The organism is Salegentibacter sp. Hel_I_6 (assembly GCF_000745315.1).
GTDB lineage: Bacteria > Bacteroidota > Bacteroidia > Flavobacteriales > Flavobacteriaceae > Salegentibacter.
Genome location: NZ_JQNQ01000001.1, coordinates 2,827,364 through 2,850,129, shown reverse-complemented (window position 1 = coordinate 2,850,129; position 22,766 = coordinate 2,827,364). Strand labels below are relative to the sequence as shown.

The 22,766-nt window shown below is 34.7% G+C and carries 22 protein-coding genes; 6 read left to right on the top strand and 16 right to left on the bottom strand.

Annotated elements, in window-relative coordinates; translation table 11 throughout:
- Nucleotides 1-6 precede the first annotated feature (6 nt).
- The 9 genes from FG27_RS12530 to FG27_RS12490 form a co-directional block, all read right to left on the bottom strand.
- Nucleotides 7-1,161, bottom strand: coding sequence for a glycosyltransferase (locus tag FG27_RS12530; protein ID WP_037319617.1), 1,155 nt, complete (start codon nt 1,159-1,161; stop codon nt 7-9).
- On the bottom strand, nt 1,158-2,261 hold the full coding sequence (locus tag FG27_RS12525) for a DegT/DnrJ/EryC1/StrS aminotransferase family protein (RefSeq protein WP_037319614.1): 1,104 nt from the start codon (nt 2,259-2,261) through the stop codon (nt 1,158-1,160). The genes FG27_RS12530 and FG27_RS12525 overlap by 4 nt, the downstream gene beginning before the upstream one ends.
- Nucleotides 2,261-3,118, bottom strand: coding sequence for a formyltransferase family protein (locus FG27_RS12520; protein ID WP_037319612.1), 858 nt, complete (start codon nt 3,116-3,118; stop codon nt 2,261-2,263). Before FG27_RS12520 ends, FG27_RS12525 begins: the two co-directional genes overlap by 1 nt.
- Nucleotides 3,115-4,146, bottom strand: a complete 1,032-nt coding sequence (locus FG27_RS12515) for a GNAT family N-acetyltransferase (RefSeq protein ID WP_037319610.1) — start codon at nt 4,144-4,146, stop codon at nt 3,115-3,117. Before FG27_RS12515 ends, FG27_RS12520 begins: the two co-directional genes overlap by 4 nt.
- Nucleotides 4,143-5,162 carry a Gfo/Idh/MocA family protein gene (locus FG27_RS12510; RefSeq protein WP_037319609.1) on the bottom strand — a complete coding sequence of 340 codons (1,020 nt, stop codon included), beginning with the start codon at nt 5,160-5,162 and terminating at the stop codon, nt 4,143-4,145. The genes FG27_RS12515 and FG27_RS12510 overlap by 4 nt, the downstream gene beginning before the upstream one ends.
- A 5-nt stretch (nt 5,163-5,167) precedes the next feature.
- The gene (locus FG27_RS12505) at nt 5,168-6,421 is read right to left on the bottom strand and encodes a glycosyltransferase family 4 protein (RefSeq protein WP_037319608.1); all 1,254 of its coding nucleotides are present in this window, start codon (nt 6,419-6,421) and stop codon (nt 5,168-5,170) included.
- Nucleotides 6,418-7,536: a hypothetical protein gene (locus tag FG27_RS12500; protein WP_037319605.1), complete on the bottom strand. Its 1,119-nt coding sequence runs from the start codon at nt 7,534-7,536 to the stop codon at nt 6,418-6,420. Before FG27_RS12500 ends, FG27_RS12505 begins: the two co-directional genes overlap by 4 nt.
- Nucleotides 7,517-8,002, bottom strand: coding sequence for a hypothetical protein (locus FG27_RS12495; protein WP_156101228.1), 486 nt, complete (start codon nt 8,000-8,002; stop codon nt 7,517-7,519). Before FG27_RS12495 ends, FG27_RS12500 begins: the two co-directional genes overlap by 20 nt.
- Before the next feature lie 164 nt (nt 8,003-8,166).
- Nucleotides 8,167-8,889, bottom strand: a complete 723-nt coding sequence (locus FG27_RS12490; protein WP_051935840.1) for an SAM-dependent methyltransferase — start codon at nt 8,887-8,889, stop codon at nt 8,167-8,169.
- A 220-nt stretch (nt 8,890-9,109) separates the two neighbouring features.
- Between FG27_RS12490 and FG27_RS12485 the strand changes: the two genes are divergently transcribed.
- From FG27_RS12485 to FG27_RS12470, 4 genes are all read left to right on the top strand, one after another.
- Entirely contained in the window at nt 9,110-10,753 is a 1,644-nt protein-coding gene (locus FG27_RS12485; protein WP_037319601.1) for an acyl-CoA carboxylase subunit beta, read from the top strand.
- Nucleotides 10,750-11,631: a hypothetical protein gene (locus FG27_RS12480; RefSeq protein ID WP_037319599.1), complete on the top strand. Its 882-nt coding sequence runs from the start codon at nt 10,750-10,752 to the stop codon at nt 11,629-11,631. The genes FG27_RS12485 and FG27_RS12480 overlap by 4 nt, the downstream gene beginning before the upstream one ends.
- 20 nt (nt 11,632-11,651) lie before the next feature.
- Nucleotides 11,652-13,289: a M1 family metallopeptidase gene (locus tag FG27_RS12475; RefSeq protein ID WP_037319598.1), complete on the top strand. Its 1,638-nt coding sequence runs from the start codon at nt 11,652-11,654 to the stop codon at nt 13,287-13,289.
- 238 nt (nt 13,290-13,527) lie between these two features.
- On the top strand, nt 13,528-13,950 hold the full coding sequence (locus FG27_RS12470; protein WP_037319595.1) for a DoxX family protein: 423 nt from the start codon (nt 13,528-13,530) through the stop codon (nt 13,948-13,950).
- A 57-nt stretch (nt 13,951-14,007) separates the two neighbouring features.
- Here FG27_RS12470 and FG27_RS12465 read toward each other — a convergent pair whose 3' ends face one another.
- From FG27_RS12465 to holA, 7 genes are all read right to left on the bottom strand, one after another.
- Nucleotides 14,008-15,360, bottom strand: a complete 1,353-nt coding sequence (locus FG27_RS12465; RefSeq protein ID WP_051935839.1) for a M24 family metallopeptidase — start codon at nt 15,358-15,360, stop codon at nt 14,008-14,010.
- 11 nt (nt 15,361-15,371) lie between these two features.
- Nucleotides 15,372-16,469, bottom strand: a complete 1,098-nt coding sequence (locus tag FG27_RS12460; protein ID WP_037319594.1) for an AMP-binding protein — start codon at nt 16,467-16,469, stop codon at nt 15,372-15,374.
- Nucleotides 16,470-16,530: 61 nt separating this feature from the next.
- A complete protein-coding gene (locus FG27_RS12455) occupies nt 16,531-17,472 on the bottom strand; it encodes a CPBP family intramembrane glutamic endopeptidase (RefSeq protein ID WP_037319592.1) in 942 nt (313 codons plus the stop codon).
- A 3-nt stretch (nt 17,473-17,475) separates the two neighbouring features.
- On the bottom strand, nt 17,476-18,510 hold the full coding sequence (locus FG27_RS12450) for an o-succinylbenzoate synthase (protein WP_037319591.1): 1,035 nt from the start codon (nt 18,508-18,510) through the stop codon (nt 17,476-17,478).
- A 26-nt stretch (nt 18,511-18,536) separates the two neighbouring features.
- Complete coding sequence (locus FG27_RS12445) at nt 18,537-19,217, bottom strand: metal-dependent hydrolase (protein WP_037319589.1); 681 nt, start codon at nt 19,215-19,217, stop codon at nt 18,537-18,539.
- 84 nt (nt 19,218-19,301) lie between these two features.
- Nucleotides 19,302-20,204, bottom strand: a complete 903-nt coding sequence (gene menA / locus FG27_RS12440; RefSeq protein ID WP_037319585.1) for a 1,4-dihydroxy-2-naphthoate octaprenyltransferase — start codon at nt 20,202-20,204, stop codon at nt 19,302-19,304.
- A 1-nt stretch (nt 20,205) separates the two neighbouring features.
- The gene (gene holA, locus FG27_RS12435) at nt 20,206-21,210 is read right to left on the bottom strand and encodes a DNA polymerase III subunit delta (RefSeq protein ID WP_037319584.1); all 1,005 of its coding nucleotides are present in this window, start codon (nt 21,208-21,210) and stop codon (nt 20,206-20,208) included.
- 82 nt (nt 21,211-21,292) lie between these two features.
- Between holA and FG27_RS12430 the strand changes: the two genes are divergently transcribed.
- Nucleotides 21,293-21,757, top strand: coding sequence for a type I restriction enzyme HsdR N-terminal domain-containing protein (locus FG27_RS12430; protein ID WP_037319581.1), 465 nt, complete (start codon nt 21,293-21,295; stop codon nt 21,755-21,757).
- Nucleotides 21,754-22,749, top strand: a complete 996-nt coding sequence (locus FG27_RS12425; protein ID WP_037319577.1) for a glycosyltransferase family 2 protein — start codon at nt 21,754-21,756, stop codon at nt 22,747-22,749. Before FG27_RS12430 ends, FG27_RS12425 begins: the two co-directional genes overlap by 4 nt.
- Nucleotides 22,750-22,766: the final 17 nt, after the last annotated feature.

The window sequence follows — 22,766 nt, the reverse complement described above, 5'->3', positions numbered from 1 at the left end:
CAAAAGCTATTTTTCCTTTACATTTAAAGCTTTTAATAAATCATTTTCAAAATCTTGAACTATTTCTTTATAATCAAATTTTTCTAATACAAACTCCTGTCCTTTTTGGGCAATTTTATCCCTCTCAGTTCTGTTATCTAAATAATAATTAATCTTTTCAAATAATTCTTTTTCATCTTTATAGGTGGCAAAAATATTATCTGGAAATTGTTCTTTAAAATTAGGAGCTTCACGGGTCAACATAAATCCGCCAGATCCCATAACTTCAAACATCCGCTGGTTAAACCCAATCCCGTTGGCCGTATCTACATAATCATTTATTATAACAAAACTGTCCCGATAAATTTGGAACATTTCTAAGCCTGAAGTAGAGCCCTGGAAGGTTTTCTTCAAATTGGGGAAATCTGCCAAATTCCTGCCGTCTCCGCCAAACTTCCACCAATAGCCCCACCATTTAAAGCCTTCTATTTTTTTCACAATATTATTTAGGAATAATGTTCTCTTTCTAAAATTTTCCGTGCCCAGACCACCAATAAAAACAATATCTTTTTTAATAGGATTACTTTTTAGTTCCTTCGGAATCCTCCTATCAAAACCCTGATTATTGATAATAGTTGTTACACCGTGAAGATCAAAAAACTTTTTAAAATCTGGTTGATCTGTATAAATTATATCCCAATGATTGGGATGCCAGTTAAATGGTAATCTCGCCGAAAGCCTAGCCACTAAAAGGCTATTTTTCCTATATTTTTGCCAAAATTGACTGGGTATTGGCTGTGATCGAGCAAAAATAACATCCGGCTCCTTAGCTTCAATATATTTATGTAAAACATAGTCTCGCCACTTTTTTGGAATAAATTTTCTTTTAGTTCTATTTCTTCCATTTAAAAATCTTTGCAACGTATATTCTTTACCGAAGAGTTCTTTAGCCACTTTTTCTAAGAAAACATTATCTAAAAGAAAAAATTCCTCAGCTTCCCATCTACCGGTTTTATTCAAGTGATAGGTATAAAAATCTGAATAATTACTTCTCAATTTAATTAATCGCTGCCTATATTCCTCAAGACTAATTTCATTTATATCTGTCCATTCCTTCTGCTTTTGCTCAAGGTATTCGGTAGGGTGGATAATATCGAATTTTATTAATTTTCGTTTATTCAAGAGTAGAAGTTTTTTATTTGTTCACAAACGTAAAGCGCTTTTTCCTTACTCATTCCGGGATAAAATGGTAGCGACAAAATTTTTTCCTGGAGTTCTGAAGCAATTGGATAATCTTTAGAAGAATATTTTTCGGCTTTATAACAATCCTGAAACGGTAAAGCTTTCGGGTAATGAATCATCGAAGAAACCCCTCTTTCTGACAAAAACTTCTTAAGTCCCTCCCTATTTTCAGCCTTGATTACGTATAAATGATAGGCGTGTGAAGTTAATTTAACTTCTGTCGGAAGCGTTATTTTTTTAAGGTTTTGTAATTCTTCATGGTATAGTGAGGCTAATTCCTTCCTTTTCTGAAGCCAATTATCTAAATACTTTAATTTAACCCCTAAAACTGCAGCCTGTAAGCCATCCATCCTACTATTTCTACCATGCAGTACATGTTTATGCCGCTCAATCTGACCGTGATTTGCGATAGCTCTGACTTTAGTTTTTAAGTCAGTATTGTTTAAAACTATAGCTCCGGCATCCCCAAAAGCACCGAGATTTTTTGTCGGAAAAAAACTAAAACTTGCGGCATCTCCAAAAGAACCTATTTTTTTACCTCCAATTTCGGCGCCGTGAGCCTGGGCGCAATCCTCTATAACTTTAAGTTTGTGTTTTTTTGCAACGTCCATTATGCTTTTCATTGCGGCCGGATGTCCATAAAGATGTACTGGAATTATTGCTTTGGTCTTTGAACCTATCTTGGTCTCAATTTTATCTTCATCAATGCAGAAAGTTTCTGGGGAAACATCTACAAATATAGGTTTTGCTCCAGCTGTTGCCACGACTTCTGAAGTAGATATCCAGGATATGGCCGGAACAATAACCTCATCTCCAATTCCAATATCAAAAGCTTTTAAAATAATCTCCATAGCATCAGTTCCATTTCCGCAACTTACCACTTGGTCTACATTCAAATATTTAGCAAAATCTTCCTCAAATTTCGTTACAGCCTGGCTTTTGATAAAGGCTGAATTATTTATGACTTCAGAAATAGCTTTATCCAACTCCTTTCTTATTGGATCGTGTTGTAACCTTAAATCTATAAAATCTACTTTCATTAAAGCTGATTATTTATTTTAAAATTGAATTTAGATGGAGCGAAACTTTTCAAAATAATATTCTGATTTTTTCCACAAATTTCAATACCATCATCGAATAAATTTACAATCTTACCTGGCTTCCCTTTCAAACTCGAAGTTATCTTTTCAGCATTTACAATATTTATTTTCTTTCCATTTTTTAAAATATAAGCGGGATTACTTTCAGAACTTAAAGCCATCACTTTTCGAAATATAAGATCTATATCATACCATTCGGTAAGTTGACTATCTTCTGGGAAACGTCTCGAAATATAAGTTGCTTCTTTATCTGGATTAGATTTTATCTCTACCTTGTTCTGTTCAAGATTTTTAATAAAAGCTCCAAATTCTTTTTCCAACTGTTGAAGCAATTCTTCTCTTGCTTCTTTAACAGACATTCCTTCTTTTGTTTTCAGTAAATATTGCCAGTAAATATCACCGCCATCAAATTTTGGAGTCATTTTATGAATACTAACACCTAAATATTCCTCTCCATTAATTAGTGCCCAATGAAGTGGATGCCTGCCGCGATACTTAGGTAATTCCGATAAATGAATATTGAGAATTTTATAAATCTCCAGCAGTTTTATGAATTTAAAATTGCAGAAACAGTTTATAAGCAAATCAATCTTAAAAGACTCCAAATATTTTAGGGCCTTTTCCTCTTTAAAGTCGGTGAAAATTTCTGTTTCAGATATATATTGAGTGTATTCTCTGTATAACTCGTCAGAAATTACTTTTTGCAATCCTACACATACCGGTTTTAGACCTTGTTTTTTTAAAGATTTTATTAATCTTAATGGGCCATCATTATTTCCTAAAATAGCTAATTTCATGCAAAATAGGGATATAAAATTTCGCTAAACCTATCTATAGATTTTATATTCAAATCTTGTTCAATAAGCTCATTAGTTAATTTCTCCAGGACTCCTTTATCTCTTTCCATACTTTTATCTCCAGCCCATTTAAATATGTTTATGGGATACTCTACTCCTGCCATATCCCGCTTAAATCTTCTCAAACCTTTGTATGATTCTCCGGCTCCACTAAAACCAAGATCTATTTCTTCAATTCCTTTATTAAAGGCCATCTCAATTAGCTTACTAAATATTAAATTGTTAGGTCTATGGTTTAGATAATCTTTAGAAGAAGCTCCAAATTTGTAATACCAACAATTTTTATATTCCAAAATAAGGATAACCGCTACTGTTTCCTTAAAATAAGAAGCTGTAAGCATAAAACCTTTATCTTTAGCTATAAACTGATCAAAAATATTATGAAAGAAACTAAAAGGTTGCGGAATGATATTAAATTTATCTGTTCTTAATTTGAAATATAATTCATAAAAGATTTCTAAATCTTGTTTTTTGTGACTTACACCTACTTCAATATCTTCTTTTTTAGCTTTTTTCACTCCTCTTTTAAAGGAAGAAGATTGTAAATTTTTCAATTCGCTATAAGACCTTCCCATAATTTCTACTCTGTGGTATACTCCACTTTTCAATAATTCGGTCGACTGACTTAGGGCTTCTTTATCCTTCAACCTACTTTTAAAATAAACAGGATATCCCGGATACTTTTTTCTTAATTGTTCAATAAGTTCTAAAGCTTCATTTTCCCTTAGGTCTTTCTCTCCAGAATAGTCGGAAAAAGGAATACTTAATAATTTAGTTTCGAAAGCATTTTCTATTAAAGCGAAAACCAAAAAATGACCGGTTTCCTGGTTTTTTACCTGAAGAAACTTGAAGTTATAGCTTAGTTTTAGAACTTTAAGCCATTCAGCCGAACTAAAGAGCAATGAAGAATCAGAATTGGAAAAATCATCTTTGATTTCTGATATTATAAGCGTTGAAGAAGTTCTCATTTCATCTTGGTTTCTTTATAAATCTTTTCAATCGCTTCAATACTCTTTAAACCTTCTTCCCCTTCTACCACTCCTTTTCGATCATTTATAATTTGCAGCACCAAATCATTCATAAGCACATCATGGTTAGAACTTGATCCCTGATAACTACCATAGGAATTAGGTTTATCTTCAAATTCAACGTCCAGGGGTAATGGATAGGAATTTACATCCCAATGTTCAATCTCATTTAGATATCTTCCTCCGATTTTTATAGTGCCTTTTTCTGCAATTATGGTAATACTACCTTCGTAATTCGAATTATAAACGCAATTCGTCCAATTAAGTGAGCCTATAACTCCTGAATTAAATTTTAAAGCTGAAACTCCACAATCTTCAATTTCGATTTGATGATTTAGGGTATCTAAAATAGTTTTTGCTTCTTCGATATCACCGAACCACCAAATTAATAGATCTAAAAAGTGACTTACCTGAGTATATAATGCTCCTCCTTCGGTCTTTAAACTTCCTCTCCAGGAAGATTGCTCATAATAAGCATCATTTCTATTCCACATCACATTGCATTGTACCATAAAAACTTTCCCAAGCTTACCTTCATTTAGTGCTTTATTAGTTAAAAATATAGGTGTGTTATATCTATTCTGTTTTACGACATAAAGCTTTACCTCATTCTTTTTAGCAGCTTCAATCATTAATGCGCCTTTTTTGCTATCTAAAGACATAGGCTTCTCTACCAAAACGTGCTTTTTATAATCTGCAGCGAGAATACTCATCTCAGCATGTAGACCGTGAGGGGTACAGATGCAAATAATATCTGCTTCGGAATTCTTCAGCATTTCTTCATAATCCTGGAAATAATCAATATCCTTTAAAAATTCTTCAATACCGGAAAGCTGATTTCTCTCAATATCACACACAGCTATTAATTCTGCATTTTCATTGTTGGTAATAACTTTAATATGGCGTTTCCCAATATGTCCGCAGCCCACTACAGCAAATTTTAATTTTTCTATCATCCCTTTTAAAGCTTTTGTTCTTTTCCTGTCTGTCCTATTTCTCTAACATACTCAAGATAATCTTTTGCCATTTTTTCTTTACTCATATTTGAGATTAATTTATTTGCGTTAAACAGCATATCCTTTAATTCAATATATGTGCTCTCGTAAATTATTGACGATAATTTAGTAGCAAGTTCATCTATATTTTCCGGATAAACAAAAATCGCTTCTACTCCATCTTTGGCAACACCATCAATACCATTTTCTTTGGCGCCAATCACTAAATTCCCCTTTGCAAAGGCTTCTAAAAAAGCCATCCCAAATGTTTCAGGAGCACTAACCATTAAAAAAATATGTGATTTCTCCAGTTTCTTCAGAACTTTTGTCCTATTCAAATTTCCGTGAAATATAACTTTTTCGGAAAGGTTTAACTTAACACAAAGATTTTTCAAATTTTGCATCTCTTCTCCCTCACCAATTATGTGATAAATGAAATTTAATTTAGAAGGTAGCTTTGCAAGAGCACGAAGATTAGTATCAATATTCTTTAATTTAATAAGAGCACAAACACTTATGAGTTTTATTAACTTCCCTTCTATTTTCCAATTTACAAGCTTCTTTTCTTTAAACTGGAAAGGTAATATTTCATTTTCTTCGATTCCAGATAAAGCAATGTACGAAGGTTGTTTTTGAAACTGTGAATGATTTTTTAAATTTGAATATATAGACGGAGATCTTGCTACCCAAGCAGAAGCTTTATTTAAATTGATTGAAATATAATCGGCCCAACGTTTATTTTCATTGAAATTTTTAACATCTGCACCGTGAAAGGCCAAAATATAGGGAACATTAAAGTATTTCGCGGTTAAATTAGCCTCCTTAAAGCTTAGCATACTATGAGCTAAAATTATATCAGGTTTAAAACCATTATTAGCTAGAATCTTCTTCAACCTATATAAATTAAATTTCTCAATACCTAAATGTGAAATTCTATTCAATATCCATAAGAAAAAAAATAAAGTAGATTCAGTTCTCTTGCCGACTATTCCTCTATCAAAAATATAAAGGTTTTCTACGGTAACTCCATCCCGAACGTATGCTTTTCGAGGTTTATAATCTTTCTCATCAATCGGGAAATACCTTAGCTTAACAGCCAAGACATCCACATCCTTCTTTCTATCCCAAAATTTAAGAAAATCGTGAATAGCCGGTGTTTGTTTACCGTATGTTTTTATTATTTCATCTGGATATAAAGGAGTTAAAACTAAGATTTTCATTTTTTTGAAATTTTCTTGTTTTTATATATCCAAATAAGGAGACTCCAGGATAGTATATAAATTATAATTGCCTGCAAAATGCGGTAATTAATTTCCAAAGAATAAAATGCAAAATTGAATATAGAAAGTAATACATCTTCTGGCGTTGTGAGAATAAAATAAAAATAAATTCCTGATATTAATATAACCGAAATCCAAAAGTTAACAGGCCTAAAAATAATGGACTGGTAGCCAGTAAATCGTTTCGATTTTAAATACTGAAGTATTTGTTTCCAGGGAAGAAATACAGCATAAACTACGAATATAGAAGTTATAGTGATATTCAGCATCAATAAAACACTTGTGTGAAAGATAAGTGCTAAAACGATAAAATATTGAAAAAATCTTTTAAAGATTACTGCTATCAAAAACAAGCACTCAAAAACCACTACAAAATAGTCCTGAAGTTTCCAGAATATATGACTCTTAATTTCATTGAAAACAGGCGCCAAAAAACTTCTTCTTCCCCAAACCTCATAATTACTAAAAAAATGATGCTGCACGCCAACTTGTTCCCAATTTAACCACCCTCCAGTTAACTTTGCATATCCTGCGGTGAAAAATGCAAATCCAAGACTTAAAGCCAATAAAAATGGGGCGAGACCAGAGGACTTTTTTGGACTCTTATTAGCTTTACTATCTAAAGAATAACATTTTTCCCAGCCAGAAAATCCCATTATGAGTACGCATAAAGGGTAAAGAATTCCGTGATCAATTTTACCTAGACTGGATTCAAAGGCTCCCTGAACAATTAAAAGAAGTCCAAGACCCAAAGAAGCCCAACGAGTTCTATAGCCAAAAAAAATACATACTAAAAATATTATCGGCAACCAGCTAATCAAAAATAGAATTTCAAAAGAAGGCATACTTTCCGCTATAAAATGAGAAATATTTAATAGTTGCGGTCTGTAAAAGTAAGTGGGTATATTAGAAAGCCAGGTTGCGTTTGGATAACCAATTATAAAAATGGAAATTACTGCAAAAAGCATTCTATAAATTGCCAAAGCTTCATTTGGAATTTTATAAGTTTCAAAAATTAGATAATCGTATTTATTCTTATTTTTTTTCAGGATCATCTAATTTAAATTTTATCACTTTTACTTTCGAAATGCTCTTATCTATACCTGAATTTGAAAAAAGCAACTTTTCCTTGAATATAATAAGACTGTCTACCTCCGTACCTGTCAAATTCCCAAGCTTTTTTTGCAACCAAATTTTCATCTCTGGATAAGATTCATTGCTTTTTGTCAAAGCTTTCTCCCGCCTTCTTAATATAATCTCTTTTATATTATCTTTTAAAGAATGAAGTTCTCGTTCTTTTTCCAGTTGTATGTTTTCTTTTTCTTCAGGAATAGCAAGAAGCATAGTGAAAACTGTCCATTTTGGAGCAAATTCTATTAGTTTATCAATTTCTATTTTTGAAATTTCTGAATCCCCCCCATAACCAACCATGATAAAATTAGAAGCACTTAATGAATCCTTCACTGATGTATTTTGAAAAGGTGGAAGAATTACTGCAGGATAGGGTTCATCAATTTTCACCAATAAAATTAGTCCGGAAAATAATACCATTAAAAAAGTAATTGGCAAAAATCTTAAGAATATTTTATTCATCTACTTTTAAATTTAAGCTATATAGAATTTATAAAGGCTTTTTATCACTAAATTATTCCGTTAACTTATGTGTTTAGTAAAAAGTTGCTTCATTAAATACCAAGACAATTATCAGTTTTGTAAAAAACACTTGTACAGCTTAATTGCGGACTTTTGGGAGACATTCCTTCAAAATCTAATTTCTTAAAGCCACTTTCTAATAAAAATTCAATTCCTTTATTGTAGTATTTGCGGTTGGAATTATCTAAAATTATCGCGCCACCTTTTCTTAGGGCTTTAGGCGCCTTTAAACAGCAATTTACGCGATCACGTCCATCTATGACTATTAGGTCGTAGAGCCTATCAAATTCCATCACCTTATTACAATATTTACCTCCATAATGAAGCTCTTCAAAAATTAAAGTTACATTTTTGGCAACGATATTTTTCATTCTATCATACCAATCAATATCGTGTTCTATAGCGTAGACATTTTTAGCTCTTTCAGCAAAGAAAATTGTAGAATTACCGCTGCCATATTCAAATATTTCAAAAGTATTTTTTATTCTTGGTTTGAGAAAACTTATAAATGGATAAGTCATCCAGGGAACTGGAGATCCATCTTCTTCAATTATCTCTTGCTTTAAGACACTTTGTATCCAACCTTTTTCTTGAAGATAACTTTTGTAAAAGCTATTGTTTTTTAGAAAAATTTCATCCTGAAGCTTAATTAACACCTTTTCTTCCTTATTAAGAAGCTGTTGCTTAAGCTTTGGTTTTGAGATAATTTTAAAGATTATTCCAAAACTAATCTTTTTTAAAAATCTTTTTATCATAACTATTTACTCTTAATTCTCAATGGATTCCTAATTAAGTTTACAAAACCAATTTTATATCTAATTCTACCATTTTTACTCTCACATTCACTTTAAGAATAGAGCCTATTTTGTATTTTAGCCAGAAGACAGCTTTAATTTCAATAATTACTGAAATTTTGATAAAAATAATCCATTAATAAAGGATATTTTCAATTTCAAAATTTAAAAATTACAATATATGAATATGAAATTCAATAAAAATGAAGACCATAATAAATTACTGGTTTCTTCACTAAATCATAAATTAAAACGCGTAAAACTGGGTGGTGGTGAAAAGCGCATCGAAAAGCACCACGCCAAAGGAAAAATGACCGCCCGCGAACGTATTGATTTTCTTCTTGACGACAAGTCAAATTCCATAGAAATTGGTGTTTTTGCCGGTGAAGGTATGTATGAAGAACACGGTGGCTGCCCTTCTGGTGGCGTAATAGTGAAGATGGGCTATGTCTCTGGGAAACAATGTATTGTTGTTGCTAATGATGCTACCGTAAAAGCAGGTGCCTGGTTTCCTATAACCGGTAAGAAAAACTTAAGAGCTCAGGAAATAGCGATTGAAAACAGGTTGCCAATTATCTACCTTGTGGATAGTGCCGGGGTTTATTTACCAATGCAGGATGAAATTTTCCCTGATAAGGAACACTTCGGAAGAATTTTTAGAAATAATGCCGTGATGAGCAGTATGGGAATTACCCAAATTGCAGCCGTTATGGGTAGCTGTGTAGCCGGAGGTGCTTACCTCCCTATTATGAGCGATGAAGCACTTATCGTAGAAAAAACCGGAAGTATCTTCCTGGCCGGAAGTTATCTCGTAAAAGCTGCAATTGGAGAATCTATAGATAATGAAACTCTAGGTGGCGCAACCACACATTCTGAAATTAGCGGGGTGACCGATTATAAAGCAAAAGACGATAAAGACGCGCTTAGCCGTATAAAAAATATCATGGATAAAATGGGCGATTTTGATAAAGCCGGATTTAGCCATAAAAAAGCCGTAAAGCCTAAGGAGAAGCAGGAAGATATTTACGGGATTCTTCCTAAAAAACGTAGCGATCAATACGATGTTAGGGAGATAATTTCCCGTCTTGTAGATGGTTCAGAGTTTGAAGAGTATAAAGAAGGATATGGGCAGACCATTATTACCGGCTACGCCAGGATAGATGGTTGGGCCGTGGGTATTGTGGCTAATCAGCGTAAAATTGTAAAAACTACGGCTTCGAAAACAAAACCTACGGAAATGCAGTTTGGCGGGGTGATCTATTCAGATTCAGCCGATAAAGCCACTCGTTTTATTGCAAATTGCAACCAGAAAAAAATTCCGTTGGTTTTTCTTCAGGATGTTACCGGGTTTATGGTAGGCAGTAAAAGCGAACACGGCGGCATTATTAAAGACGGCGCTAAAATGGTGAGTGCGGTTAGTAATTCTGTAGTGCCTAAATTCACCATTATTATGGGGAATTCTTATGGTGCAGGAAATTACGCGATGTGCGGAAAAGCTTACGATCCAAGACTTATCGCTGCCTGGCCAAGTGCGGAACTTGCAGTAATGGGAGGAACACAAGCGGCAAAAGTTTTAGCGCAAATAGAAACGGCCGCAATGGAGAAAAAAGGCGAAAAGGTTGATGAGGAAAAAGAAAAAGAAGTTTTTGAAGCGATAAAATCACGTTATGATGAGCAAACCTCGCCTTATTACGCTGCTGCACGTTTATGGACAGACGCTGTAATAGACCCTTTAGACACCAGGAAATGGATTTCCATGGGCATTGAAGCCGCCAACCACGCGCCTATTGAAAAAGATTTTAATTTAGGAGTGATCCAAACATGAAAAAATCTTTTAAACAATACTTAAGCCTGCTTTTCTTCTTTATAATTGGCGCTTTATATTCTCAAGACACTATAGTTAATCACTATATTTCAATATCTCATTATAAAGAAGACGGTAATAAATTGACAAAAAAGGATACTGCCAATTTCCGGTTTTACAATGGAGATACACTGGTAGCGATTTCTCCCGATTACAAATCTCCAATGGATAAAAACAAGGTGATAGTAGCCTATGAACCAAAAGATAGTATCTTCCTGAATCTTTATAAGAACGTAGTCTACAATACAGGCAAATCCCAAAACGAAAAACTGTATATGCGCTACTGGAAAGATTCTATAAAAGTATTTTTTGAAGCCGGGGTTTCAGATCAGGATGCTAAAGAACTGATGCAATTTGCTTATAAAATTTCTAAAGATATAGATTCGTTAAATATCAAAAGAGTTTTCCTGGCTGAAGATGCTAACTATAGAGTCTATTATCTTAATTCAGAATACAAAATGAACTTCGAACCAAGAATCAAGGGTAATAGTGGTTATTACGTTAATTGGAACGCTAAGAATCAAATTTATAAGGCTGACTTAAAAATTAATACTGATCTTGTTGAAAAAGGTCTATCTGTTGAACTATTAAAATTTCATTTTTTTCGTTCTTTAGGTTATTTTAAAGGTTCTAAAAACCTATCATGTGAAAGTTATCTTTCTGGTTGTAATAATTTGAGGCAATTATCTAAACCCGATCTTGAACTACTGAAATATCATTATTCATACGGAGTTTGTAAAGGCGTAAATCTTGAAGATTTCGAAGAACTTCACGCCCATATGAAAAAATCAAAAGAACAAAATCCCAACGTTCCGTTATACGTTATGCATAGAGAATAATAAATATTAATTGTAAAAGAATGAAAAACTTAATTTTAATGCTGGCCGTCTTGCTTGCCGCATCTAATATTTCCTGCGCCCAGGTTTTAAGCAACAAAGAAGGCAATTATACCGAAGCTGATTCACTAAGAGGCTCGCTAAGACCTGAGCGTGCTTTCGATGTTCAGAAGTATCACTTAAAACTTAAGGTAGAACCCGAAAAGCAGTTTATTTCTGGTTCAAATACTATTAGTTTTATTGCTGAAAATGATCTTTCAACCATTCAAATAGATCTTTTTGAAAATATGAAAGTGGATTCTATTCTTCAGAATAATGAAGTTTTAGCTTTTGAACGCAAACACAATGCAGTTTTTATCGAATTGAAAAATGCGGTAAAAGCTGATGAGCAAGGAGAAATTCAATTTTATTATTCCGGAAAACCTATCGTAGCAAAAAATGCACCCTGGGATGGCGGTTTTGTTTGGGATAAAGATGATAATGGAGATCATTGGATTGGTGTTGCCGTTCAGGGAACCGGTGCCAGCCTTTGGTATCCAAACAAAGACCACCAAAGCGATGAGCCGGAAGAAGTTCAGTTGGATATCGCCATTCCTAACGGATTAATGAATGTTTCTAACGGACAGTTTTTAGGAGAAAAAGATCTTGGAAACGGTTTTACCGAATGGAGTTGGAAAACCGTGAATCCTATCAATAATTATAATGTGATGATCAACATCGCGAATTATGAGCATTTCTCTGATTCGTATGGTGATCTAGATCTTGATTATTATGTTTTGCCTTACAACCTGGAAAAAGCTAAAGAGCAATTCAAAGAAGTTAAACCAATGATGGATTGTTTTTATGAAAAATTCGGGGAATATCCCTTTGTGGAAGACGGATTTAAACTAGTTGAAACTCCTTACCTCGGAATGGAACACCAGAGCGCTGTAGCTTACGGAAACGAATACAAAATGGGGTATTTGGGCAATGATCTTTCTGGTACTGGAATTGGTTTAAAGTTTGATTATATCATCATTCACGAGTCCGGGCACGAATGGTATGGCAATAGTATAACCGCAAAAGATATTGCCGATATGTGGATCCATGAAGGTTTTACTTCATATACCGAAGCCGTTTATATAGAATGCCGCTGGGGAAAAGAAGAAGCCCTGGAATATTTAAAAGGTCTTCGCCGCGGAATAGGGAATTCTAGCAAAGTAATTGGAGATTATGGAGTGAATAGTGAAGGTTCCGGTGATATGTACTCTAAAGGAGCAAATTTGCTAAATACCATTCGCAGTATTTATAATGACGATGAATTATGGTGGAAAACCCTAAAAGATTACACCGAAACTTACAAACATCAGATTATAGATACAGAAACTACTGAAAATTTCTTTGATGAAGCCACTGAGGTAGATCTTAAACCTGTATTTGATCAATATTTAAGAAATGCTGCTATTCCAAAACTTCAATTCAGACAAAAAGATGATCAGGTGCAAAGCAGATGGGTAGCCGATGTTGAAGATTTTAAAATGCCTGTAGATATCATTATTGGTGACAAAGAAATGAGGATTAACCCAACGCAAAACTGGGAAAATCTAATTGAAACTGCACAGCTTGATGAAATAAAAGTTAACGAGTTGGAATTCTACATTGAAGCCAGTTATAAAAATTAAATAAGCTCGGGGGATGTCCACGAGATATGATCAAGGAAAATTTAAATTGATTTTGAAATAAGCCTTTAAGCATCTCAGCTTGATTATTGAATATAATTTTTATTTAAAATTATAAAGTGGCTATTCCAGATAGCCACTTTTTTTATATGCAAAATCTAAAATAATAATACTTAATTAAAATTTCAATTCGTTTATTTTCAGTAACTTATAATGCTTTTTTAACCAAAAAACCAAAGTTATGATAAGTGTAAAATCCCTCAATAAGTGGGCAAACGCGCACACTTATTATTTTATTGATGTTTTAAGGATTGCACTGGGTGTTTTCCTATTTATAAAGGGAATCAATTTTATTGCTCAAACCGAAACGCTAATAGACCTCATTAAACCGCTGCAAGGTTATGGAGGAACGATGCTTACTGTTCACTACGTTGCTTTCGCTCATTTAATTGGCGGGGTGCTTATAGCTGTCGGTCTACTTACCCGTTGGGCAATACTGGTTCAAATCCCAATAATTATTGGGGCCATCCTGATAAATTTTATAGGAGTTATGCAACCAGGTAGATTACTTGAAGCCAGTATTGTACTTATTTTAACGCTATTTTTCTTGATATATGGTTCCGGTAAACATTCTATGGATTATACAATGAAAATGGAGCAATAATAAGGCAGTACGTTTTCTGTCAAGCTGTAAAACTCAGTTTTTCAATTGAGTTAATTTCTAATTGTCTGAAATTAACAGAAGCTCCTCTTGTCTTCCGTTGATGTATCTAAAACCTTCTTCTCCCCAAAAACCTGCCTCCTCTAGCATTATTCTTACTTCCTGATCCCATTCCGGTAGGAAAACACTCGTGTTGAGTTCGATCGCGTATGCTGTATTCTCTTTTAATGGGTAATCACCACTTCCAGGAACGCCTTCCTGAGAATCCCACATGCCTATCGTAGTGCCTGAAGAATGCCCATAAAGCCCCAAAGGATGAGTATAGATCATAGGTTTTAAGCCTTTACTTTTTGCCTGCTCTAAGCTTTCAAGAAGGATTTTATTTCCAGTTTTCCCCGTTTCAAAATTTCCTGTAAGAATATCCTGTAATTGATTTCCCTTTTTAAATGCTTCGGAAATAAATTCAGGAGCTTTACTTTCACCAGGTTTTAAGATATAAGCCATTTGCTGGCAATCGGTATTAAGCCCAAGATAAGTAATACCAAAGTCGCAATGAATAAGGTCGCCCGGCATGATCACCTTTCTTTCTTTTGCCGAAGAAAAAGCACTTATATGATCTTCAAGTGCTTCTTCATCGCGTTGAATTGATACGGTAGGATGAAACCAGGTTTCCAGCCCCAGTTCAGTTACTTTTTGGCGCATCCACCAAACAACATCCTCTGTACTGGTTTCGCCCGCTATAATCACCTTATTACTAAATGCTTCCCGAATAATATCTTTTGTGATTTGTACTAATTCCGGATAGATCTCCATTTCCTTTTCACTACGGGTTTCAATCCAGCTTATCGCAAGGTTTTCTGCGGAAACAATTTTTGAATGAAATTTCTGCGGAAGAGCGTCAATAAATTCATCATAATCGGTTCTTACCAGGCCATCAGCAATTCCATCCATTTCAGAATAATTCAATCCAATTTTTTTAGGATTACGATCATTTATGATTTCAATAAGCGCTTCCCATTGATCGGGTTGCTTTTCAGGGTTCCAGGCAGAACTAATATTTTTACCCACATCATATCGCGCAACTGCAAGTCGCTCAATACTATCTTGCTCCTTATTTCTATAGAATACGAGAATGGTTCGCCGGCGGGCATTTAACCAGGTAGGCGGCAGCATAGTTTTTAAAACAGGATCCTCATTATACTCCCTTGCGATTACCAGCCACATATCAATTTCGGCTCGATCCATTAAATTAGGTAGAAGGTTTTCAAATTTATCTCCCTGTATTTCTTCTAAAAGCTTTGCGCGTTCGCGCTCTGGTAATATTTGAGCTACAGCCGGAAAACAAAATGCGAATAAAAATACTATTAAGAGCGGGTAGCATACTCCACCTTTAGATACAAATAATTTTCTCATAAAATAGAAGCTTAGTTTACTTTACTTTTAAAAGTATTTTCCCTGTGAATTTTTCCGGTATGGGTTTCTTCAAATTTTTCGATAAAATAGATTTTTTTAGGCCGCTCGTATTTCTCCAGACTCTTCAACTCACTAATTTCTTTCTCCAATTGCTGAAGCAGATCTTCTGAAAATGAATTTTCAACAAAAAGCACCAGTTTCTCGCCCAAAGCATCATCTGGCATTGCCATTACGAATAATCGTTGATCTATAATTTTGGAAAGTTTTTTTTCAATTTGTTCAGGATGAAGCTTTATTCCTCCGGAATTGATTACGTTATCTAACCTGCCTTTCCATATAAACTTTTTATAGGTAAGAATTTCCACCACATCGTTTGTGGTAATAATTTCATCTGAAAGTTTAGGTGCCTTAATTACCAAACAGCCTCGATCGTCCTGAGAAATATTAATATTTGGCAAGACCTTGAAAGGCCGTGATTTTTTCTTGTTCTTTGAAGGATTTAATCTTTTGGCCGCGATATGGGTAACGGTTTCGGTCATTCCATAAGTTTCATAGACTTTAGTGCCTACCTCCCTTACCATTTTTTGAAGACGTGGAGAAACTGCCCCGCCACCAACAATAAGTTTTTGTATGAGATGCAGGCGCCCAACCGAATTATCTAATTGAAACGGAGTCATTGCACAAAAATCGTAACGTTTAAAAACCTGATCAAGAGGGTTTGAAGATGGTGGCACCATATCTAATTGCCAGCCTAAAACCATAGCACGAACCAGCATCATTTTCCCGGCAATATAAGTAGCTGGCAAACACAATAAAGCAGTAGTTTTTTCGGGTATTTCAAAGAAACGAGAAGTAGCAATGGCCGAGTTGATCATATGCTCTTTTTTGATCCTGATAACTTTTGGTGAACCTGTAGATCCGGAAGTTTTTACCTCAACGTATTTTGAAGGCTTTATCCATTCTAACAAAAAGCTTCCTACTTTTTCTTCAAAAGCCTCTCCTTCTTTTATAAAATTATAAGCAATTAAGTGTAGTTCGGCATTGGTGAAATGTCGTTTATTCAGCCTAAAATCGGGGTGGGTTTCCGGTACTTTATACTTATCTGCCATATTTAAAATCAAATATGTTACATTTCTCTATAATGAAAGTTAGCAAATTGTAATGATAAATTTAACTTTCTTCTGAAACTTTTAAGGTTTCTGGCTTTTCTACCTTCCCGAAAAGTTTATTTTTCCAATCATTCCAACCATATTTCTTCGCCATTATATAGAGAAAAAGGGGATAAATTATAAGTACAGGAACTAAAACATCCAGACCGGCGGTTGGATCTGAAATATCTTTAAAAATAGATTCCGTTTGGAAAGCCGTCCAATCGGCTGTGATTAATAATGCTGCTACAAGATTGTTACCCGCATGAAACCCCAGGGCTAATTCCATTCCCTCATCCATCAAAGTCATCATGCCTAATAAAAACCCTGTACCTATATAATAAACCATAATAATATTACCCATTTGAGTAACTTCAGGATTGAAAAAATGTAAACCTCCAAAACATACTGATGTTACAATTAAAGGTAGCCAGCGATTTTTAACCAGGGTTCCAAGTGCCTGCATAAAATAACCTCGGAACAAATATTCTTCAAAACTGGTTTGCAGCGGAATCATAATTACAGCAACAACTACGAGTATAGCAAAGGGAACCGGTTGAAAATTAACCAGAAAATCCTCAGGGTTTACCGTGTATTCTATAAGTGTCACGATAATAGTGAATGCAGCCACAAGACTAAAACCAAACCAAACGCGACCCCAATCTACTTTCTTGCGACTGGTGGTAAGGGATTTTATGGGTTGATTGTGTAAAAATTTCACTACAAGTAATAAAGCCACAAGGCCCACAGCAAAAGTGAGCAGAATTAAAAATAAAGTAAAATTAGAATCCAGAACCTGCATTAGTTCAGCTTCATCCATCTCAGCGATTTCCATTCCGCGTTCAAGAAATACGGCAATGCCTAATGGAATTTGCCCTAAGATAACTCCCACAACAACTAATAAAGTTCCAATAATATATCGCCAGAATTCGTGACGATATTTAAACGCTTCAGCTATATACATTTACTAAAAATTAAATTCCCAACTTTTCGCCGGATTATATTGAATGTTACCCTTTTCCACTTCTAAAGGACTTTCTATATTATTGGTATAGAGGCTACCAGTACCAAGACCCTGGGGCATTTTACTGTTTTTGGTGTAGGTGAATTGCGAAATCGCACTTAAGCCCACATTACTTTCCAGTGCGCTGGTAATCCACCAGCCAATATTATGTTTTTCTGCGAGATCAATCCACTCCTGTGTACCTATAAAACCACCAATCAAACTCGGCTTTAAAATAATATATTGAGGCTTTATTGTTTGTAACAATTCTTCTTTCTTCGTTACATCAAAAATCCCTATCAATTCTTCGTCTAAAGCTATCGGAAGCGGTGTTTCCCTGCATAAATCTGCCATTTCTTTCCACTGCCCCTGTTTTATAGGTTGTTCTATACTATGCAATTGAAATTCACTTAAACGCTGCAGTTTTTCCAGGGCCTCTTTTGGTTTAAAAGCACCGTTGGCATCTACACGTAACTCTATTTCTCCGGAAGAAAATTCGGTTCTGATATACTTTAAAAGCTCCAGTTCGGTTTCAAAATCTATCGCCCCAATTTTCATTTTAATACAATCGAATCCCGCTTCAATTTTCTCCTGAATTTGAGATTTCATAAAAGACTTTTCTCCCATCCATATCAATCCGTTTATAGGAATTGAAGCTTTTGCGTTAGTAAATTTAGAAGGAAAGATTTCAAATGGATTATCGGCTTTTAAAGATCTAAAGGCCATTTCTACTCCAATTTGAATACTTGGGAATTCTTCCAATTCTTCCCAGAGCATAGTTTCTCCCATATTAATATTATTGCAAACCCATTGCAATTTTTCCTCGTAATCTGGTCTATCGTCTACGCTAAGGCTTCTAAGAATTCCACATTCACCGTAACCAACCTTATCGCCATCGGTGATTTTTAAGAACCAGGTCTCTTTAGTAGTAAGAACGCCCCGCGAAGTTCCGCTGGGGCGTTTAAAATTTAAGATATACTTTTTATAATCTGCCTGCATAAATTTTTATTCTGAAAAAGCTAAAATTATAATTCAAGACTCTCTCCAATTTCAAGTAACAAGAGGTCTTTTCCCTCTTCGTAAAATTTGCGTTTTGCCTCTTCATGATCTATTTCTATATAACCAAAGGTATCATAATGGCAGCCTAAAACCTTATCACATTCTACAAAATCACTGGCTACGATAGCGTCTCCAACGCCCATTGTAAAATTATCACCAATAGGAAGAATTGCCAGATCCAGCGTTGTACGCTGCGGAATTAATTTCATATCCATCGTTAGTGCGGTATCGCCGGCAATATAGATGTTTTTATGTTCTCCTTCAATTACAAATCCGCCGGGTTGCCCACCGTACTTTCCATCTGGAAAAGAGCTGGTATGAATTGCATTTACATATTTTACTTTTCCGAATTCAAAATCCCAGCTTCCGCCGTGGTTCATTGGGTGAACTTCAATACCTTTTTCTTCATAATGATTAGCGATCTCAAAATTACTAACAATAACAGCGCCGGTATTTTTAGCGATTTCTTCAGCATCTAGAGTATGATCCTGATGGGCGTGTGTGAGTAAAATATAATCGGCCTTAATATCTTTTATATTGATTTTATCTTTTGCCAGATCATTTCCAGTAATAAATGGATCTACCAAAACATGGATATCTGCTATTTTTATTCCGAAGCAACTTTGTCCGTAAAATGTGATTTTCATAACTTAATTTTTATGGTTCGCTCTAATTTAAGGATTCACTTAAATAAGTTTGAAAGGACCAAATATATAATTTTGTTAAACTTATTACCAGATTTGACCCAAACCAAAAAGTACTGCGGTGGCAAAAGTAGAAAGAGCTAAAACCTTAAGTTCTGGATCCAAAAGGGTAGCATTCTCATTTTCTACAACTCTTTTAAGATGAAGAATTAATGGAATTAACGCCGGGATATAAAGAAAGTCGTTTACGCTCTCTAAGGTAAGCACAGTAAAAATCACCAGGCAAAGTATAGCGCCAAGAATAAGCGAATAATGATAATTTTTAGCATTTTTAGCCCCAAGTTTCACCACTAAAGTATTCTTCCCAGCTTTTTCATCAGATGCCCTGTCCCTCATATTATTAAGGTTTAAAACCCCCATACTGAGAAAACCAATACTAAAAGCAGGTAATAGAACCAACCAGTTCCATTCAAGTGCATACAAAAAATAAGAACCATAAACTGCTACCAGGCCAAAAAAAATAAAAACAAAAACGTCGCCAAGGCCGCGATATCCATAAGCTGACTTTCCTACCGTATATTTTATCGCTGCAGCAATAGCGCCAATTCCTAAAAGAAAGAAAAACAAAGCGTAACCTAAATTTTCTTTTCCAAAAGCAACATAAATAAGTAGTATAGCAAAAAGTAGGGTAACAATACCAGTGATGATAATTCCCTGAAGCATTTCCTTCTGAGTAATTAGTCCGCTTTGGATAGCTCGTTTTGGTCCTACTCTATCTTCATTATCTGTTCCTTTAACCCCATCGCCATAGTCATTAGCAAAATTTGATAAAACCTGTAAGCCTAAAGTGGTGGCCAGCGCCAAACTAAAAATACTAATGCTAAAAATGCCTTGTTTTACCGCAATGGTAGTCCCAACAATAATTCCTGAAACCGATAATGGCAGGGTTCTTAACCTGGCAGCACTAATCCACGAATTAATTTTACCCATTCTAGTTTAAGATTTTAACCATTAATTCTTTTAATAAATCGCCGTGGGAAACATTTACGGCACCCACACCTTTGCCTTTTACATCGCTCTCGTGCAATAGACCAATTACCTGGCTCACTTTTTTCATCGGGTAATTTTTTGCAGCGGCTATATAATCGCCTACAAAATAGGGATGCACTTTTAGCTGCTTCGCAACATTAGCCTTAGATTTATCGGGCAGGCCGTGATACTGCATTATTTGAGAGAAATAAGAAAACAAAAGCGAAATGGTCACCACCATAGGATTGTCCTTAGGATTTTGCGCAAAGTAATTTACAATGCGGTGTGCCTTTAAAGAATCTCTCATCCCAATGGCTTTTCGCAATTCAAAATTATTAAAATCTTTACTTATCCCTATATTTTGCTCAATAAGCTCCGGGGTGATTTGAGTTCCTTCCGGAGTTATTAGCTGAAGTTTATTTAATTCGTTATCAATCTTGCCTAGATCAATCCCTAAAAATTCTACCAGCATTTGCGCTGCCTTAGGAGAAATACTATAATTCCTGGCTTTCAGGGTTTTCATAATCCAATCGGCCACCTGGTTTTCATAAAGGCGTTTACTTTCAAATAGAATTCCGTTTTTCTTTAAAACTTTAGAAAGCTTCTTCCTTTTATCAAGGCTTTTGTATTTGTAGCAAAAAACCAAAGTGGTAGTAGGCTGTGGATTTTCAGCATAATCTACCAGTTTTTCAATGCTTCGCGAAAGATCCTGGGCTTCTTTTACAATTATCACCTGCCTTTCGGCCATCATTGGGTAGCGCTTGGCATTGCTTATAATCTCGTCTACACTGGTGTCGCGGCCATACATAATAATTTGGTTAAAGCCTTTTTCTTCTTCTGCCAGTAAATTTTGCGCTATAAAATCTGATATCCTATCTATATAATAAGGCTCTTCGCCCATTAAAAAATAGAGGGGTGAAATACTACCCTTGTGAATATTATTTACAATCTCTTTTGCTTCTTCCATTAATTTGCAGGATTTTTTGAAACTTTGTTTTTATTTAAACCCAAGCTTGCCGTGCTTTGCTTTTGTTTTTTACTTTTGGACTATGTTAGCGCTAAACTTTCCAAAATATTCGTTTCGGTTCAAAAATAGTGAAAATAAAATCGCCGTTTTTGATGATCTCCGTAAAAAGTTTGTGATCTTAACTCCAGAAGAATGGGTACGACAACACGTGGTGAAATTTTTAATTTTAGATAAAAATTACCCAAAGAATCATATAAATGTTGAAAAACAACTCAAACTGGGAAAACTTACCAAACGCTATGATGCTGTGGTTTACCACCCAAACGGAAAAATAAAAGTAGTTGTAGAATGCAAAGCTCCACATATAAAAATAACACAAGATGTCTTTGATCAAATTGCACGTTATAATATGATTCTAAAAGCCGACTTCCTTATGCTTACTAATGGCTTACAACACTATTACTGCAAGCTGGATTATGAACAGGAGAAATATGATTTTCTAGCTGAAATTCCTGATTATACTTCTTCCAAATCTAAAAACTCATGACCACAGCAGTAGTGATCTTAAATTGGAATGGGCGTGATTTACTAAAACAGTTTTTGCCGTCGGTAATTCGTTTCTCTGAAGGAGCCAATATTTACGTAGCCGATAATGCATCTACTGATGATTCAGTAAGTTTTGTCAAGCAAAATTTTCCACAGGTCACTATTATTCAGAATAGAGAAAACGGCGGATTTGCTAAAGGATACAACGACTCGCTTTCCGGTTTAACCGAAGATATTTTTGTATTGTTAAATAGCGACGTAGAAGTTACCGAAAACTGGCAAAAACCCGTTCTTGAAATTCTTAAAAATGAACCTAAAACTGCAGTAGTTCAGCCAAAAATTTTGGATTACAAGAAAAAAGATCATTTTGAATACGCCGGGGCTGCTGGAGGTTTTATCGATAAATATGGATATCCGTTTTGCCGGGGAAGAATTTTTAAAACTTTAGAGAAAGATTATGGGCAATATAATGATGATGTTCCTATTTTTTGGGCCAGTGGTGCCTGCTTTGTAATTAGAAAGAACGTGTATCAGGAAGCCGGAGGGCTGGATGAAGATTTTTTTGCCCACCAGGAAGAAATAGATCTATGCTGGAGAATTCATAATTTGGGTTATCAAATTAAATCTTGCGGTGCCGCTATGGTTTATCACGTTGGAGGGGCTACACTTGATAGTATGAACCCCAGAAAAACTTACTTCAATTTTAGAAATAGCCTTTATATGCTATTAAAGAACGTTCCTAGTGCAAATGTCTATACTATTTTATTAATGAGAATGGTGCTGGATGGCATTGCTGGAATCAAATTTTTAGCAGAAGGAAAATTTGCACATTTATACGCTATTCTTCAGGCGCATTCTGCATTTTACCGTAACTTCAAAAAAATTAATTCTAAACGAAAAAGAAATTCAAAAACTGAAAAATATTTTCAGATAAAATCTATTATTTGGTCTTATTTTTGTTTGAGCAAAAAAGAATTTTCTAAATTAAAATAAAAGGATTCAAACTTATG